The sequence below is a fragment of the Burkholderia sp. LS-044 genome, assembly GCF_004803625.1.
Lineage (GTDB): Bacteria > Pseudomonadota > Gammaproteobacteria > Burkholderiales > Burkholderiaceae > Burkholderia > Burkholderia cepacia.
Genome location: NZ_SSWO01000013.1, coordinates 221,756 through 235,970 on the forward strand (window position 1 = coordinate 221,756; position 14,215 = coordinate 235,970).

Here is a 14,215-nt window from a genome sequence, read left to right on the forward strand (position 1 = left end):
TCTTGACGGCCTGTTCGGAAAAAACTAACGGATCACTCATGCGTTCGATATCGCAGGCATTCCGCTGTTTCGACGAAGTCGCGCGACGCGGCTCGATTCGCAAGGCGGCCGACGCGCTGCACCTGACCGCCGCGGCGGTGCACCAGCAGATCCGCAATCTGGAGGAGCAGGTGGGCGTGCCGCTGTTCGACCGGCTGCCGCGCGGCATGCAGCTGACGCTTGCCGGCGAGATCGTGATCGCGGCCGTGCGGCGCGGTCAGCGCGACTTCGACAACGCGCTCACGCAGGTCGAGGACCTGCGCGCGCTGCGGCGCGGCCACGTGAACCTGGCGGTGCCCGCGTCGACCGCGGAAAAGCTCGTGCCCGACGCGATCCTTGCCGCGATGCAGCGCTATCCGGGCGTCACGTACAGCGTGCGCTCGGGAAACGGCGAAAGCATCGTGCGCTGGGTCGAGACGGGCGAGGCCGACATCGGCTATGCGTTGCGCCGGCGCACGTCGGCGGGCGTCGTCGAGGTGCGGGCGTTCGCCCAGCCGCTGGGTGTCGTCACGGCGCCCGGCCATCCGCTCGCGGCGTCAGGCGGAAAGGTGCGGATGCGCGACTGCTTCGCGCATCCGCTGATCCTGATGACACCCGACACGGAACTGCGCGCGATGTTCGACCAGATCGATGCACGACAGCCGCGCAACGTGCGGCCGCTGGTCGAGACGGGTTCGGTGCCGATGGTGCGGCGCCTCGCGGCCGAAGGCGCGGGCGTCGGCTTCCTGATCGCCGAGAACGTCGCGGACGACGTGGCTGCCGGCCGGCTCGCGTGGACGCCGCTTACCGATGCGGGCGCGCGCTCGTTCAGCTGCATCTACCAACGGGCGGACATGAGCGCGACTGTCGCCATGACGATGTTCCTCGAGTTCTTCTCCGACGCGATCGAAGCGATGGAAGTCGGTTTCGCGCGCGACGGCCGAACGGCCGGCAAGCGCCGCCGGGCAGCGCGATAACGACAGCGGCCACGCGAGCGCATCGCACTGCGATGCAGTGCAACACGCGTACCCGCGCGCGTGCGGTCGTGACGTTGTGCGTGCAACGTCCGGCTGCATTACTTCATTCCCTTATTGCGGAAAAAAATTTGTTCATGGGACTATCGAATGCGTTGTCGGCGCACCGAGGGGGTCGCAGGCAGCGTGGTGTCCCTCGCAACGACTGACAAGAACATCGGCAGACAATGAACAGAACAGCGATCTTTCCGTATGCGTCCGCGTTGCTCGCGGCCGCCATGATGACGGCCTGCGGCGGCAACGACATCGAAACCGACACAGGCGCCACGACGACACCCACGGCCGACACGAGTTGTCTCGCAATCGACAACAGCGGCTCGACTGTCGTGGTCGGGTCGAACCAGCCGGGCGACCCGTCACTGCCGGAAGCGTCGTCCGGTTATCGCACCGGGATGAAGCCCGTCTATGCGAAAACGTATCTGGTCGCCACGTCGAACGCCTACGCGAGCGCGGCCGGTTGCGCGGTGCTGAAGAAAGGCGGCACGGCCGCCGACGCGGCGGTTGCCGTGCAGGCCGTGCTCGGGTTGACCGTGCCCGAAGCGACGGGCCTCGGCTCGGGCGGTGTGCTGCTCTACTACGATGCGCGCGGCAAGACGCTGCAGGCGTATGACGGCCGGGAAACCGCGCCGGCCGCCGCGACGGAGAACTACCTGCGCTATGTCGACGATGCGACCGACCACTCCGCGCCGCTGCCGAATGCGCGTGCGAGCGGCCGCTCGATCGGCACGATCGGTGTGCCGAGGCTCATCGAGGCGCTGCAGCAGGATCACGGCCGGCTGCCGTGGCAGAACCTGTTCGGCGATGCGATCACGCTCGCGACCAACGGCTTCCCGATCGGTGGCCGGCTCGCCGACGCGATCGCGGCGAACGCCGCGAACCTGAAGCGCGACCCCGAGGCCGCCGCGTATTTCCTGAACGCCGACGGTTCGCCGAAGACACTCGGCACCGTGCTGAAGAATCCGGCGTATGCGCGCACGCTGACGCTGATGGCGCAGTCGGGTGCGAACGCGCTGTACACGGGGCAGATCGCGCAGGACATCGTCGCGAAGATCGCCACGACGAAGGGCGCCGATGGCTCGACGCTCACGCCGGGCAAGACGACCGTCGCGGATCTGGCCGCCTACCAGGCGAAGCGCCGCGACCCGGTGTGCACGACCTATCGCAGCTACTGGGTGTGCGGGATGCCGCCGCCGTCGTCGGGCGGCATCGCGGTCGCGTCGGCACTCGGCATTCTCGAGAACTACGATCTGAAGTCGCTGAAGCCGACGGCGATCGATCTCGAAGGCGGCAAGCCGACCGTCGCGGGTGTGCACTTCATCACCGAGGCCGAGCGGCTCGCGTATGCCGACCGCGACAAATACGTGGCCGATACGGATTTCGTGCCGCTGCCGGGCGGCACGTGGAATACGCTGCTGAACAAGCCTTACCTGAAATCGCGCGCGGCGCTGATCGACCCGTCCAAGAGCATGGGTACCGCGCAGCCGGGCGATCTCGGTGCGGTACCGCTCGGGGTCGACACGACGTTGATCGAGCACGGCACGAACCAGTTCACGATCGTCGACGGCGACGGCAACGTGCTGAGCGCGACGACCACGGTCGAGTCGAGCATGGGCTCGTTCCACATGACCAACGGCTTCCTGCTGAACAACCAGTTGACCGATTTTTCCGCGAACCCGGTCGACAGTTCGGGCAATCCGGTGGCCAACCGCCTGCAGCCGGGCAAGCGGCCGCGCAGCTCGATGGCGCCGACGATCGTGTTCGGTCAGGCCGCGGACGGCTCGCGCGGTGACTTCGTGATGGCGACCGGTTCGCCGGGCGGCGGCACGATTCCGCAATACGTGGTCAAGACGCTCGTCGGCGCGCTCGACTGGGGTCTCGATGCGCAGCAGTCCGCCGGGCTCGTCGACTTCGGCGCAAGCAACAGCCCGACGACCACGATCGGCGGCGAGCATCCGAACGTCAACACGGCGAACAACGGGGCGAACGATCCGCTGATCACGGGGCTGCTCGCGCTCGGGCACAAGGTGTCGACGTCCGCGCAGGCGAGCGGCGTCAACACGGTGATGCGCGTGACGGTCGGCCAGTCGCCCGCGTTGCAGGGCGGCACCGATCCGCGGCGTGAAGGCGTCGTGCTCGGCAATACGTTCCGGCCATAATCGGGCGGTACGCGTGCGGTTCCGGTCTGCCCGTATTGGCCGACGGGCGATCGGGGCCGTGCCTCGTGAAGGAGCCGCAATGATGCATGCGCATCTGCTTGAAATGGACGCCATCCTGTCGGCGCCGGGCTTTTTCGATTTCCTCGCCGACCTGGATTGCGACCGCGCGCTGGACAGTCGCGACGCCGAGCCGTTCGATGCGCAGTGGATGGCGTCGTTCGACGAAATCGACGGCGATCCGGGCGCATCGCTCGACCGGCCGGCCGTGGATGCGTTGAGGGAAAAGGCGTTCAAGCTCGCGTTCGGCGCGTCGGGGCATGCCGGCGTGGCGGCGTGCGTGTCCGACGACATCGAGCTGATCGCGAGAAGCCGGTTGTCAGGCCGTACCGACGGCTGGCCGACGAGCGTCCTTTGGAATGCTTATAGAAGCGGCCGGTTTCCCTGCTAGCCGTTTCCGGTCGCTTCCGGCCGTTTCGCCTGTCTGGTTCCGATCCGCGGCGATCAGCCTTGGCTCCGTCGCGGAATGCACCACGCGACACGCCTCCAGGCTTTCCCCGTCCGCCGGGCTACACCGTCCCGATCCCGTTGCAATCCCCCGATTGTCAAACTGTGTGAATCAATCGTCAGCATTTGCAACCGAAGTAACAGTCCCCGCAAATCAATCGTTTTGCGCGTTCGCGCCGCTACATTAGCTCCACCTGCCGCACGTCGCGGTGAGGCATGCGACAAGCCGCACGAAGGCGGCCCGCAGCAACAACGTCTTTGGGGAGAATGACCATGAACAAGATCCGTACGATTCTGGTGGGTGCTGCACTGACGGCAGTGGCGACTTCGGCTGCGTTCGCACAGACGGCGCAAACCGGCGCCCAGGGTTCCGCGGATGTCGGCGCGCAGGTTCAGACGCCGCTGCTCGGCGGTGGCGTGGGTGTGCAGGCCGGCGCCGGCGCGAACGCGGCAGGCTCGGGTTCGGGCGCGGGCAACGTCGTCGGCGGTGCGCTGAACGGCGTCGGCAAGACGGTCGGCGACGTGGGCTCGGCGGCCGGCAACGCGGTGGGCGGTGCGACGCACGCGGTCGGTTCGGCAGCGGGCACGGCGAAGGATGCCGCCGCATCGGCCGTCCACTCGACGAAATCTCACGTGAAGCATGTCGCGGGCAAGGCGAAGAGCCACGCGCAAGGCGCGGTGTCGACGGCAGGCGACGTTGCCGGCGGCGCGAAGGCGAAGGCCGGTGAGGCGCTCGAAGGTGCGACGAACGCGGTGCAGGGCGGCGCATCGGTCGGTGTGAAGGGTTCGGCGTCCGCGCAAGGCGGCGCGCTGTAAGCGTCACGCTTCCCGTCAAGGCCCGGCCCGCTTCGATGCGGGCCGGGCTTTTCTATTGGCGCGCGCGGCGCGCCGTTCAACGCATCCTCGATACGGGGATGCGTCGACGTTCGCCACCGATCCGGCGACGCGACACGTATGCACGCCTTTGCCTGGAGCCGCCGGCACGTGCCCGCAACGGGCGGCGTGCGCGCCCCCTGCCCATTGCACGCCCGCCATGCTTAAATAGCGGGGCTCCCGGTCGCCGGGCCGCCGGGATCGCGGTGCCGGCCGACACGGGCCAGCATGTCCGATCGACATCGTGACGACAGACGACACCAAAATGCCGTTCCGGCCAGTCCGGCGCGGCCCGATAACATTCCGAGGCCTCACGTCATGACCATCCTGTTCCGTCTTCTCGCGCTCGCCTGCGTGCTTTGGCTGGCCGCCTGCGCAGCCCCGCCCCCGCCGTCCGCCAGCACCGGCGCGTCCGCCGCCGCACCGGATGCCAGCGAACGCCGCGGGCTCGGCACTGCATGGGGCGAGTCGGTGCGATCCGAAACCCGCCAGGTCGATTTCGAACGCGCGGATCCGGCGAAGCCGACGGATCTCGCGTCGGTCTATTACAACGATGCGCTGCCCGGACATCCGCCCGCGTCCCAGGTTCGCCGGTTGCCGACCCGCGTCGCGCTCGCCAACGGCGACATCGCGCTGTCGTTTACGGACGAAAAGGGTGCACCGCTGCGTCTCGCGCGCAGCAATGGCCGCTGGCACATGGCGGGCGTCGAAGGTTCGCGCTACATGATCGTGCTGCGCAACCAGGGGCGCCGTACGTTCGAAGTCGTGTCGACCGTCGACGGGCTCGACGTGCTGTCGGGGCGGCCGGGCAGCTACACGAATGGCGGTTACGTGCTGTATCCGGGCCGTACGCTGACGATCGAGGGCTTCCGCAAGAGCCGCGACGAAGTCGCCGCGTTCCGCTTCGCGGCGGTGCCCGACAGCTACGTCGCGAACTCGAAGTACGGCGATTCGGCGAACGTCGGCGTGATCGGCGTCGCGCTGTTCGCGCAGAAGGAGAATGAAGAGGAAGCGCTGCGCCGCAACGCGAATCCGTTCCCCGGCAATGACAACGGCTATGCTCCGCCGCCGGTGCCGCGCGGCGAGTGACGTTGCGTCGTGGATCGGCCGCGCGCGTCGCGGCGAACGATGCACGCGCGGCGATCCTGGGTCGCCGCGGCCCGAGCGGCATGCCGGCGCATGCGACGGACTTCACGACGGTCCTGCGCGATTCTTGCGAGCATGGCTCGGCTCGATGAGATCGTCGATTGCATTGAAGCTCGCGGCGCTGGCGCTGCTGGCCTCGAATGCCGCCGTTGCATTTGCCGAAACGCCGGCGCCAGAATCGGTGCGGCTCGCCAACGGTCACGAGATCGAATGGGCGAGCCCGAGGTTGTTCGAGGTCGATGCGGCCCGTCACATGAAATCGGCACTGATCGTGCCGGCCGCGCTGCGCCGTGCGTTGGCCGAGGCATCGAGCGTTGCGTTTCCGTCGGGCCGTTCGAAGCGGATCGACGGCAACGACTATCTGCTGGTCGTCGTCAATCGCTCGTCGAGCAGCCGTCCGACCGGATATTGCGGCGCGGGCGAAGAAGGGTCGCTATACGTGCTGGAACTGCGCGGCACCCGTGCGGTGCCACGTTTCTCGCTGCCGGTCCAAAGCTGTCTCGATTCCGTTTCTCTCGAAACCGACGGTGGAACTCAATCACCTTACCTGGCGATCGCGTGGCACGACGATCCGGCCGCCATCGACATCCGGTGGGAATATGTCGCGCATGGCGGTGCGTTGCATCGCGTTTATCGTTTCGTGAACGGCACGTTTGTCGAGGCCGAGGTACCGCGGTAACACGGTCATCCCGTGGCACGATGGCGATTCGAAATCGCATCGCGTGCTTCCCTTCCTTCCGGATCCACGGAGAGCGTCATGTCGTTACCCGCTTTCAGGTACCATCCCGACCCGCCGGCAACGGGCAGTGTGATCCGCTCGGACGCGCGCTGCGTGTGTTGCGGCGATGCACGTGGTTACGTATACGCCGGCCCTGTGCATGCGGTCGACGAGTATGAGAATTGCCTCTGCCCATGGTGCATCGCCGACGGTTCGGCGCAGCCTTCACTGGCACGGACGGCATCGGCGGCGGCGAATGCGACGAAGTGCCCGACGCGGTCGTCGGCGAAATCGCTTGTCGCACGCCGGGCTTTCAGGGTTGGCAGCAGGAGCGGTGGTGGACGCATTGCGGCGATGCCGCGCAGTTCGTCGGCCGTGCGGGTGCCGGAGAACTGCGCGCGCTCGGCCCGCAGGCAGTCGCGTCGATTCGGGAATCGACCGGACTCGACGAGGGCGCGGAGTGGGAGCATTTCCTTGCCGCACTCGACAAGGACGGTTCACCGACCGCGTATATGTTCCGCTGTATCCGTTGCGGCGAACCCGGCGGCTACCAGGATTGCGTTTGATGGCCTGGCTCACGGCATCGCGCGGCGATCGCCGGTTTTATCGTCATGAAACAGAGGAATCTTCGTGAAGTTCATCCACGCGGCAGACATACACCTTGACAGCCCGTTGCACGGCCTGAGCGCGTATCCCGACGCGCCGGCCGCGCAGTTGCGCAACGCGTCGCGCGAGGCGCTGCGGCAACTCGTGGATCGTGCGATCGAAGAGGAGGTTGCGTTCCTCGTGATTGCCGGCGACCTGTACGACGGCGACTGGAAGGATCACAACACAGGCATCTTCTTTGGCCAGCAGATGGGGCGCCTGCGCAAGGCCGGCATCCGTGCGTTCGTTCTCGGCGGCAACCACGATGCCGAAAGCGAGATGACGAAGAAGCTGACGCTGCCCGACAACGTCACCGTATTCGGCCACCGCAAGGCGGAAACCCACAAGCTGCCTGAATTCGAAGTCGCGCTGCACGGGCAGAGCTTCAAGGACAAGGCCGTCGTCGACAATCTCGCGATCGGCTATCCGGACCCGGTGCCCGGTTACTACAACATCGGCGTGCTGCATACGGCGCTCGAAGGCTATGCGGCGCACGCGAACTATGCGCCGTGCACGCTGGCCGAACTCCATGCGAAAGGCTACGACTACTGGGCGCTCGGCCACGTGCACGAATTCCAGCAATGGTCGGGGCCGTCCACCGTGGTGTTTCCCGGCAACCTGCAGGGGCGCCATATCCGCGAGACGGGCCGCCGCGGCGCGGTGCTCGTGACGGTCGAGCAAGGCCGCACGCAGGTCGAGCGTCTGTATCTCGACGTGCTGCGCTGGGAAGCCGTGTCGGTCGACGCGTCCGATTGCCTGACCGTTGCCGACCTGTCGAGAAAGATCGGCCAGTCGCTGGAAGCGCTGCTGACCGTCGACGGCCATGTGCCGCGTGCGGTGCGCGTGACGGTCGCGGGGCGTACGCCCGCCCACGGCCTCTTTTTCGGCCGCGCGCCGCAGTTGCGCGCGGAGGTGCTGAACCAGATCGGCATCATCGGCAACGAGCGGCTGTGGCTCGAGAAGGTCCGGCTCGCGACGTCCGCGGCCGATCATCAGCCGGGCGAAAGCGAGCAGCTCGAGGCGCTCGAGGACCTGAAGCAGATCCTGGCCGATGCCGCGCGCGATCCGGATTTCCTCGAGCTGCTCGAACGCGACCTGAAGCCGTTCGTCGGCAAGGTGCGCAGCGACGTGAAGGAAGAGGTGCCGTTGTTGGCGATGGCACGCGCGGGCGAGCTCACGGCACTCGTCGAGCAGGTCGGGCCCGCGTTGCTTGCGCGGCTGGCGAGGGGGGAGTAAGCGATGCGGATCAACCAGCTCGATCTGATCAAGTACGGCAAGTTCACCGACGAGACGCTGCGTTTTCCGTCGGCCGGCGAGGATTTCCATGTGATCGTGGGGCCGAACGAGGCCGGCAAGTCGACGATCCGCACGGCCGTGTCGGAGCTGCTGTTCGGGATGAAGCTGCAGACGCCCCTCGATTTCCTGCACAGCACACCGGAACTGCGGATCGGCGGCGTGCTGGAGAGCGGCACGGGCGAACTCGCGTTCCACCGCGCCCGCGGGCGCAGTCCGCTGCGCACGCCCGCCGACGACAAGTTGCCCGACGATTACCTGTCCGCCGTTCTCGACGGCGCCACGCGCGAATTCTTCGAGCAGATGTTCGGGCTCGATCACGGGCGTCTGGTCGACGGCGGCCGGAGCATTCTCGACGCATCCGACAAGCTCGGCCAGGTGCTGTTCGAATCGGCCGCCGGGGTCGGCAGTCTCGGGCCGGTGCGCGAGGAGCTCGATGCGCGTGCGGTCGAGCTGTGGGCGCCGCGTCGCAGCGGCAGCGCGTTTGCACTTGCCGAAACGTCGTTCAACGAAGCCGTGACCGAACTGAAGACGGTTCAGGTGCGTACGCGCGACTGGGTCGAACGCAAGGACGCGCGCGAAGCGGTCGAACAGCAGATCGAGCAGGCGCGCGCGGAACAGCGCCGGCTCGAAGCGCTGCGCTCGAAGCTCGAGCGCGTGCGACGGCTGGCGCCGTACCTCAAGGAGCTGACGGTCAAGGACGCGGCGCTCGCGGAACTGGGCGCGGTCGTCGAGTTGCCGCCCACCGCGTATGCGGATCTGTTGAAGGCGCAGGGCGATCTCGCGGCCGAACAGAAGGTGCTCGAGGAACGGCGTGCCGACCTGCTCGCGAAACGGCAGGCGCGCGATGCGATCGAGGCCGACGCTGACACGCTGGCGCTCGAAGCCGACATCGAAGCGCTCGATCGGCTGCGCGGCGCGTGCATGAATCACGCGCAGGATCTGCTGCTGCTGGGTGCGGACGTCGAGCGGCACCTGTCCGCCGCGTTCGCCGCGGCCGCCCAGCTCGACTGGCCGACGGAAGAAGCGTCGCTGCGTGCGTCGCTGCCGACGGCGCTGTCGCTGAAGACCGTGGCCAACCTGTTGCGCGAACACGGTGCGCTGCACCAGGCGCTGGCCGGCGCGCGCGAATCGCTCGACGAACGCACGCGCGAGCTGGCGCAGGTGCGGGAACAACAGGCGCGCCTGTCGACCGTCGATGTGCCGGAAACGCTGCGCGCGGCGTTGGCCGATGCGCAGGGCTTTCGCAACAGCGGCCAGCGCGAGCAGGCGCTCGAACAGGAAATCGCAGCTGCGGAACGCACACTGTCCGGCGCACTCGATGCGCTCGGCCGGTGGCGCATGCCGGTCGACACGTTGCGCGCGCTCGACGTGCCGTCGGTGGCGCGGCTCGGCGCGCTGCTGAAGGAGGACAGCGAACGCGCGAGCGCGGCCGCTGCCGCACGCGACGCACGGGACGGCGCGCTCGAAGAGCTCGAGCGGCTCGAACTGCAGGAAAAGCACTTCGCGGAGAACCACAAGGTCGTCACGACCGCCGACGTGCTGGCAGCGCGTGTGCGGCGCGACGGCGCATGGGGCGATATCCGCAGCGGCGCGATCGATCTCGGAACGGGCGCGCCCGCGCTCGACGATGCGATTCGCCTTGCGGACGAACTCGTCGACGCGCAGTTGGGTGCGACGCAGGCGGCGGCGACGTTGCAGTCGCTGCGTCAGCAGGTCGAATCCGCGCGTGCGGGCGTGACGCGCAGGCAGGCCGCGCTGGACGAGCGCGAACGTGAGCTCGCCGCGCATCGCGACGCATGGGCCGCGCTCGCGACGACGGCCGCGGTGCCCGGCATGCCGCTGGCGGCGATGGGCGACTGGCTTGCGAAGCGCGACACGGTGTTCGCCGCGCAGGCCGATCTCGATCGCCAGCGTCGCGAATTCGACACGATTCGCGCCGCGCGGGCCGGTGCCGAAGCCGCGTTGCGCGCTGCGCTGCGTACCGTGTCGCGAGGCGGCGAGTCGGACGGTCTGGCGGCGCTCGTCGCGACCGCCGAGGCCTTCGTACAGTCGGCCGAGAAAGCGCTCGCGCAGCAGGACAGTCTCGATGAGCGCGCGCGGGAAGCCGAACGCGGATGCGCGACGGCGCAATCGCGCGCCGGCCACGCGCAGGCGGCCTACGACGCGTGGCACGCGCAATGGCGCGACGCGCTGGCCGACGCGAAGCTTTCCACGAGCGCGGCGACGCTGGCCGCGGCGGAAGGTGCGCTCGCGCTTGCCAACGCCGTGACCGCCGAACTGGCCGATGCCGACGCACCGCGCAACCGGATCGCCGTGATCCGCGCGGAACTGGCCGCGCTCGAGGCGGGCGCACGGCGGCTTGCCGCGGCGCTCGCGCCGGAATGGCTGACGAGCGGCGACTGGCCGGACGTCGCGCGCCGGCTGACGATGCGCCTCGCCGCCGCCAAGGAAGTCGCGCGTGCGATCGGTCGGGCCGACGAGGCCGTGCGGCAGGCCGACGGCAAGGTCGCGGATGCCGCCGCCGCGGTGGCCGGTGCCGATGCACGCATCCAGCCGCTGCTGCAACTGGCCGGTGTCGTGTCGATCGATGCCGCGCTGCCGCTGGCCGAACGCTCTGACCGGCAGCGCCAGCTGCGGCAGGCGGTCGATGCCGCGCACGAGGCCTTGGTGCGTGACGGCGACGGCCTGTCCCGCTCCGCCGTCGAAGCCGAAGTCGCGGAGCAGGACATTGCCGACGTACCAGCGCACCTCGAAGCGGTGAAGCAATCGCTCGGCGATGTCGGCAAGCGGCTCAACGAGCTTTCACAGCAGCAGGTCGTGGCCGATCAGGCGTTCGGCGCGATCGACGGCCAGGCGAACGCGGCCGTTGCCGAGTCGAAACGGCAGGAAGCGCTGGCGGCGATGGGCGATGCAGCCGAACAGTACCTGGAAGCGGCTACGGCGAGCCGGTTGCTGAAGTGGGCGACGGATCGCTATCGCGACCAGAAGCAGGGGCCGATGCTCAGGCGTGCGGGCGAAATCTTCGCCGGGCTCACGCTGGGCGAATTCGCGCGGCTGACCGTCGATACCGAACGGACGCCGCCCGCCCTGTATGCACGGCGGACGAAGGGCGCGTCGGTCGAGGTTGCCGGGTTGAGCGAAGGCACGCGTGACCAGTTGTTTCTCGCGCTGCGGATCGCGGCACTGGAACTGCAGCTCGGCAGCCGGACCGCGCTGCCGTTCGTGGCCGACGATCTGTTCATCAACTTCGACGACGCGCGCGCGAAGGCCGGCCTCGATGCGCTGCGCGATCTGTCGACGCGAACCCAGGTGCTGTTTCTGACGCACCACGACCACCTGCTGCCGCTCGTGCGGGACGTATTCGGTGCGCAGGTCAACGTGGTCGAGCTGCAACGCGCGCCGGTGAGCGCGTGATGCGGGGTGTGCCGGGATGCCGGCGCACGGGCGCGGTCATCGCGTGCAGGTAGTATGTGCGGTTCCGAAATGCGCGCGACCGGTTCTGCCGGTCGCGGGTCTGGCCATACGAGGGGGGAATATGAAAAAGCTGGTAGCCGCCATCGCGTTCGCGGCGGACAAGCATCGCAATCAGCGGCGCAAGGACGAAGAAGCGTCGCCGTACATCAATCATCCGATCGCGCTCGCCGACGTGCTGGCCAACGAGGCCGGCGTCGAGGACGAACGGGTGATCGTCGCGGCCGTGCTGCACGATACGGTCGAGGATACGGAGACGACCGAGCAGGAGCTGCTGCGGCTGTTCGGCAAGGACGTGGCGGACATCGTGATGGAAGTCACCGACGACAAGTCGTTGCCGAAGGAGGAGCGCAAACGCCTGCAGGTCGAGCATGCGGCGACCATCAGCCGGCGTGCGAAGCTCGTGAAGCTGGCCGACAAGATCTGCAACCTGCGCGACATCGCACGGCATCCGCCCGCGGACTGGCCGCTCGAGCGCAAGCAGGCGTACTTCGACTGGGCGAAGTCGGTCGTCGACCCGATGCGCGGCGTGCATCCCGGTCTCGAAGCGATCTTCGACGCCGCCTACGACGCACGGCCGGCGGACTGATGCGCCCGCATGCGATCGGCCCGATCCGCTGGATCCGCGCGGCAATCGCCGGCCGTGGCGGGTGTCGATGTGGGTGGCGAAAAGAAGCAATGCGATCTCGTGATCCTGCGCGGACCAATGGTCGTTTGCCGCGAGGAACGGATCGCGCCCGAGGCGGTGCCTGCGCTGTGTCTCGCCCATGACGTCGTGGCCGTCGGTGTCGACGCACCGAGCCTGTGGTGGACGGGGAGCGGGCGCCGGGCGGCGGAACAGGCGCTCGCGCGCGAACGGATCTCATGCTTTCCGACGCCGTCGCGGGAGCAGGCGGTCGCGAGCACGTCAGGTTTCTTCGACTGGATGTTCATGGGAGAGCGCGTCTACCGTGCACTCGCGGACGCCTATCCGCTGCTGACCGGCGCGCGCTATGCGGGCGGGCGCGCGAGCTTCGAAACCTATCCTTATGCGATCACCTGCGCAATGCTGGGCAAGACTGTTGCGTCGGCGAAGCAGAAACGCAACCAGCGCCGGCAGTTGCTGGAGCGGCTGGGGATCGACGTGTCGACGCTGAAGTCCGTCGATGCGCGAGACGCGACCCTGTGCGCGTTGACCGCGCAATACGTCATCGACGGGAATGCGCACGCGTATGGCGATACGGAGGGCGGATATATCCGCGTGCCGATCGTGAACGAGACGATCGCTCTCGACGCACCGTAGTTGTGTCGCGCGGCCCGGGCGAGGCGCGTAGCAAAAAGGTGAGCTTTTTCGGGAGGGGCGCGGCCGGTGTGCCGGCGAGGGTGTCAGGCTGCGATTGCCGGCCGGCAAGCCTCGGAATGGCTGGCGCACACGGCGTTACGCCGGCGCGCTACGCGATTCCCGGCTGCGTTACTCAATCCTCGAGGATGGCTTTCGGCACGCTGGACAGGTCGCAGGCTTGCGCCTGTTCGAAGTAGCCTTCGGCGTCGTCGATCATCACGACTGCGACGTCGATCAGTTCGTCGAGCCGTTGCAGCAGCGATTCGCGCCACTCGATGTCTTCGTCGCGCTCGGGCGTCTTGTCCAGTTGCTCGATGATCGAGTCGGCCGTCTGCAGGAAGGGAATCGCCTGTTGATAATTTTCGATCGAGACCATTGCCGCGTTGCGCGCGCCGACGAGCCGCTCGCGGTGCTCGTCTGCCAGTTCGGATTCGCCGCTGATTCGCGGCAATACATCCGAGATGCGTTGCAGAAGCGGCGGCGCCTGTTCTTCCAGGATGATGGCGCGCTCGCGGAGCGCTGCATATTCGTCGCGAAGGTCGGCATCGCCGGGTTGAGTCGTGCTGTCCATCTTGGATATGAGTGCGTGGTTCGGTCGCGGCATGATACTCGACAGCACCGGATTCATTGCCCGTTCCGCGTCCGTATATATAAGGGGAACGAGAGGCATACGTCACACCAATAGAGGTTTGATAGCGTTGCGACGCGCGGCTCGTCGTGAGGCTAGCCCCCGTGCGCGCCAGCGCACGGGGGCTTTTCAAAATATTTTCACAAAGGGCTTGCGTGGATGGGGGCGGGTGCTTAGAATCACGCCTCTTTCGCGCTAACGGAAACGCGGCGCGGGAGAGGGAGGCGAAGCTGGTGGTGTGCCGCAGTGTCGGGCGCGCGGTTGGCTTGGAAGTTGAACCCCGCAGTCGCAACGATGTAGTGTAAAAAGTTGTTGACGAGCTGCGAAACACGGTTCATAATCTCGCTTCTCTGCTGCTGAAAACGCAGCGCTGCCGGGAAACACGAAGTTCCTCGCAGATTGCTC

General features: G+C 67.5%; 13 protein-coding genes. 11 read left to right on the top strand and 2 right to left on the bottom strand.

The features are described 5' to 3' along the window. Positions 1 to 38: 38 nt before the first annotated feature. The 11 genes from E9536_RS29265 to E9536_RS29315 all read left to right on the top strand — a co-directional run bounded on the left by E9536_RS29265 (position 39) and on the right by E9536_RS29315 (position 13,143). A complete protein-coding gene (locus E9536_RS29265) occupies positions 39 to 995 on the top strand; it encodes a LysR family transcriptional regulator (protein WP_060173741.1) in 957 nt (318 codons plus the stop codon). A gap of 224 nt (positions 996 to 1,219) precedes the next feature. Next, positions 1,220 to 3,208, top strand: a complete 1,989-nt coding sequence (locus E9536_RS29270) for a gamma-glutamyltransferase family protein (RefSeq protein WP_136471664.1) — start codon at positions 1,220 to 1,222, stop codon at positions 3,206 to 3,208. Between the two features lie 79 nt (positions 3,209 to 3,287). Beyond that, complete coding sequence (locus tag E9536_RS29275; protein WP_060173739.1) at positions 3,288 to 3,656, top strand: hypothetical protein; 369 nt, start codon at positions 3,288 to 3,290, stop codon at positions 3,654 to 3,656. A gap of 329 nt (positions 3,657 to 3,985) precedes the next feature. Beyond that, complete coding sequence (locus E9536_RS29280; protein WP_136471666.1) at positions 3,986 to 4,528, top strand: hypothetical protein; 543 nt, start codon at positions 3,986 to 3,988, stop codon at positions 4,526 to 4,528. A 375-nt stretch (positions 4,529 to 4,903) separates the two neighbouring features. Beyond that, the gene (locus tag E9536_RS29285; RefSeq protein WP_027792225.1) at positions 4,904 to 5,674 is read left to right on the top strand and encodes a hypothetical protein; all 771 of its coding nucleotides are present in this window, start codon (positions 4,904 to 4,906) and stop codon (positions 5,672 to 5,674) included. 145 nt (positions 5,675 to 5,819) lie between these two features. Beyond that, on the top strand, positions 5,820 to 6,410 hold the full coding sequence (locus E9536_RS29290; RefSeq protein WP_136471668.1) for a hypothetical protein: 591 nt from the start codon (positions 5,820 to 5,822) through the stop codon (positions 6,408 to 6,410). 233 nt (positions 6,411 to 6,643) lie between these two features. Then, a complete protein-coding gene (locus E9536_RS29295) occupies positions 6,644 to 7,015 on the top strand; it encodes a CbrC family protein (RefSeq protein WP_348772187.1) in 372 nt (123 codons plus the stop codon). 64 nt (positions 7,016 to 7,079) lie between these two features. Further along, positions 7,080 to 8,330 (top strand): DNA repair exonuclease, encoded by a 1,251-nt coding sequence (locus E9536_RS29300; RefSeq protein ID WP_027792227.1) that lies wholly within the window; start codon positions 7,080 to 7,082, stop codon positions 8,328 to 8,330. Between the two features lie 3 nt (positions 8,331 to 8,333). Then, positions 8,334 to 11,804 (top strand): YhaN family protein, encoded by a 3,471-nt coding sequence (locus tag E9536_RS29305; RefSeq protein ID WP_136471670.1) that lies wholly within the window; start codon positions 8,334 to 8,336, stop codon positions 11,802 to 11,804. A 121-nt stretch (positions 11,805 to 11,925) separates the two neighbouring features. Then, complete coding sequence (locus tag E9536_RS29310; RefSeq protein WP_021161966.1) at positions 11,926 to 12,450, top strand: HD domain-containing protein; 525 nt, start codon at positions 11,926 to 11,928, stop codon at positions 12,448 to 12,450. Positions 12,451 to 12,459: 9 nt separating this feature from the next. Next, the gene (locus E9536_RS29315) at positions 12,460 to 13,143 is read left to right on the top strand and encodes a DUF429 domain-containing protein (protein ID WP_060082803.1); all 684 of its coding nucleotides are present in this window, start codon (positions 12,460 to 12,462) and stop codon (positions 13,141 to 13,143) included. Positions 13,144 to 13,315: 172 nt separating this feature from the next. Here the strand turns inward: E9536_RS29315 and E9536_RS29320 are convergent, their stop codons facing one another. After that, positions 13,316 to 13,786, bottom strand: a complete 471-nt coding sequence (locus E9536_RS29320) for an ATPase (protein WP_136471689.1) — start codon at positions 13,784 to 13,786, stop codon at positions 13,316 to 13,318. A 203-nt stretch (positions 13,787 to 13,989) separates the two neighbouring features. Then, positions 13,990 to 14,215 (bottom strand): hypothetical protein (locus E9536_RS41915; protein WP_211097508.1); only part of this gene is annotated, 226 nt, incomplete at its 5' end.

Bases quoted from the DNA above. Each gene is read 5' to 3' on its own strand.
- E9536_RS29265 (WP_060173741.1), top strand. From the start codon at position 39: ATGCGTTCGATATCGCAGGCATTCCGCTGTTTCGACGAAGTCGCGCGA.
- E9536_RS29310 (WP_021161966.1), top strand. From the start codon at position 11,926: ATGAAAAAGCTGGTAGCCGCCATCGCGTTCGCGGCGGACAAGCATCGC.
- E9536_RS29280 (WP_136471666.1), top strand. From the start codon at position 3,986: ATGAACAAGATCCGTACGATTCTGGTGGGTGCTGCACTGACGGCAGTG.
- E9536_RS29290 (WP_136471668.1), top strand. From the start codon at position 5,820: ATGAGATCGTCGATTGCATTGAAGCTCGCGGCGCTGGCGCTGCTGGCC.
- E9536_RS29295 (WP_348772187.1), top strand. From the start codon at position 6,644: ATGGTGCATCGCCGACGGTTCGGCGCAGCCTTCACTGGCACGGACGGC.
- E9536_RS29320 (WP_136471689.1), bottom strand. From the start codon at position 13,786: ATGCCGCGACCGAACCACGCACTCATATCCAAGATGGACAGCACGACT.
- E9536_RS29270 (WP_136471664.1), top strand. From the start codon at position 1,220: ATGAACAGAACAGCGATCTTTCCGTATGCGTCCGCGTTGCTCGCGGCC.
- E9536_RS29285 (WP_027792225.1), top strand. From the start codon at position 4,904: ATGACCATCCTGTTCCGTCTTCTCGCGCTCGCCTGCGTGCTTTGGCTG.
- E9536_RS29275 (WP_060173739.1), top strand. From the start codon at position 3,288: ATGATGCATGCGCATCTGCTTGAAATGGACGCCATCCTGTCGGCGCCG.
- E9536_RS29305 (WP_136471670.1), top strand. From the start codon at position 8,334: ATGCGGATCAACCAGCTCGATCTGATCAAGTACGGCAAGTTCACCGAC.
- E9536_RS29315 (WP_060082803.1), top strand. From the start codon at position 12,460: ATGCGATCGGCCCGATCCGCTGGATCCGCGCGGCAATCGCCGGCCGTG.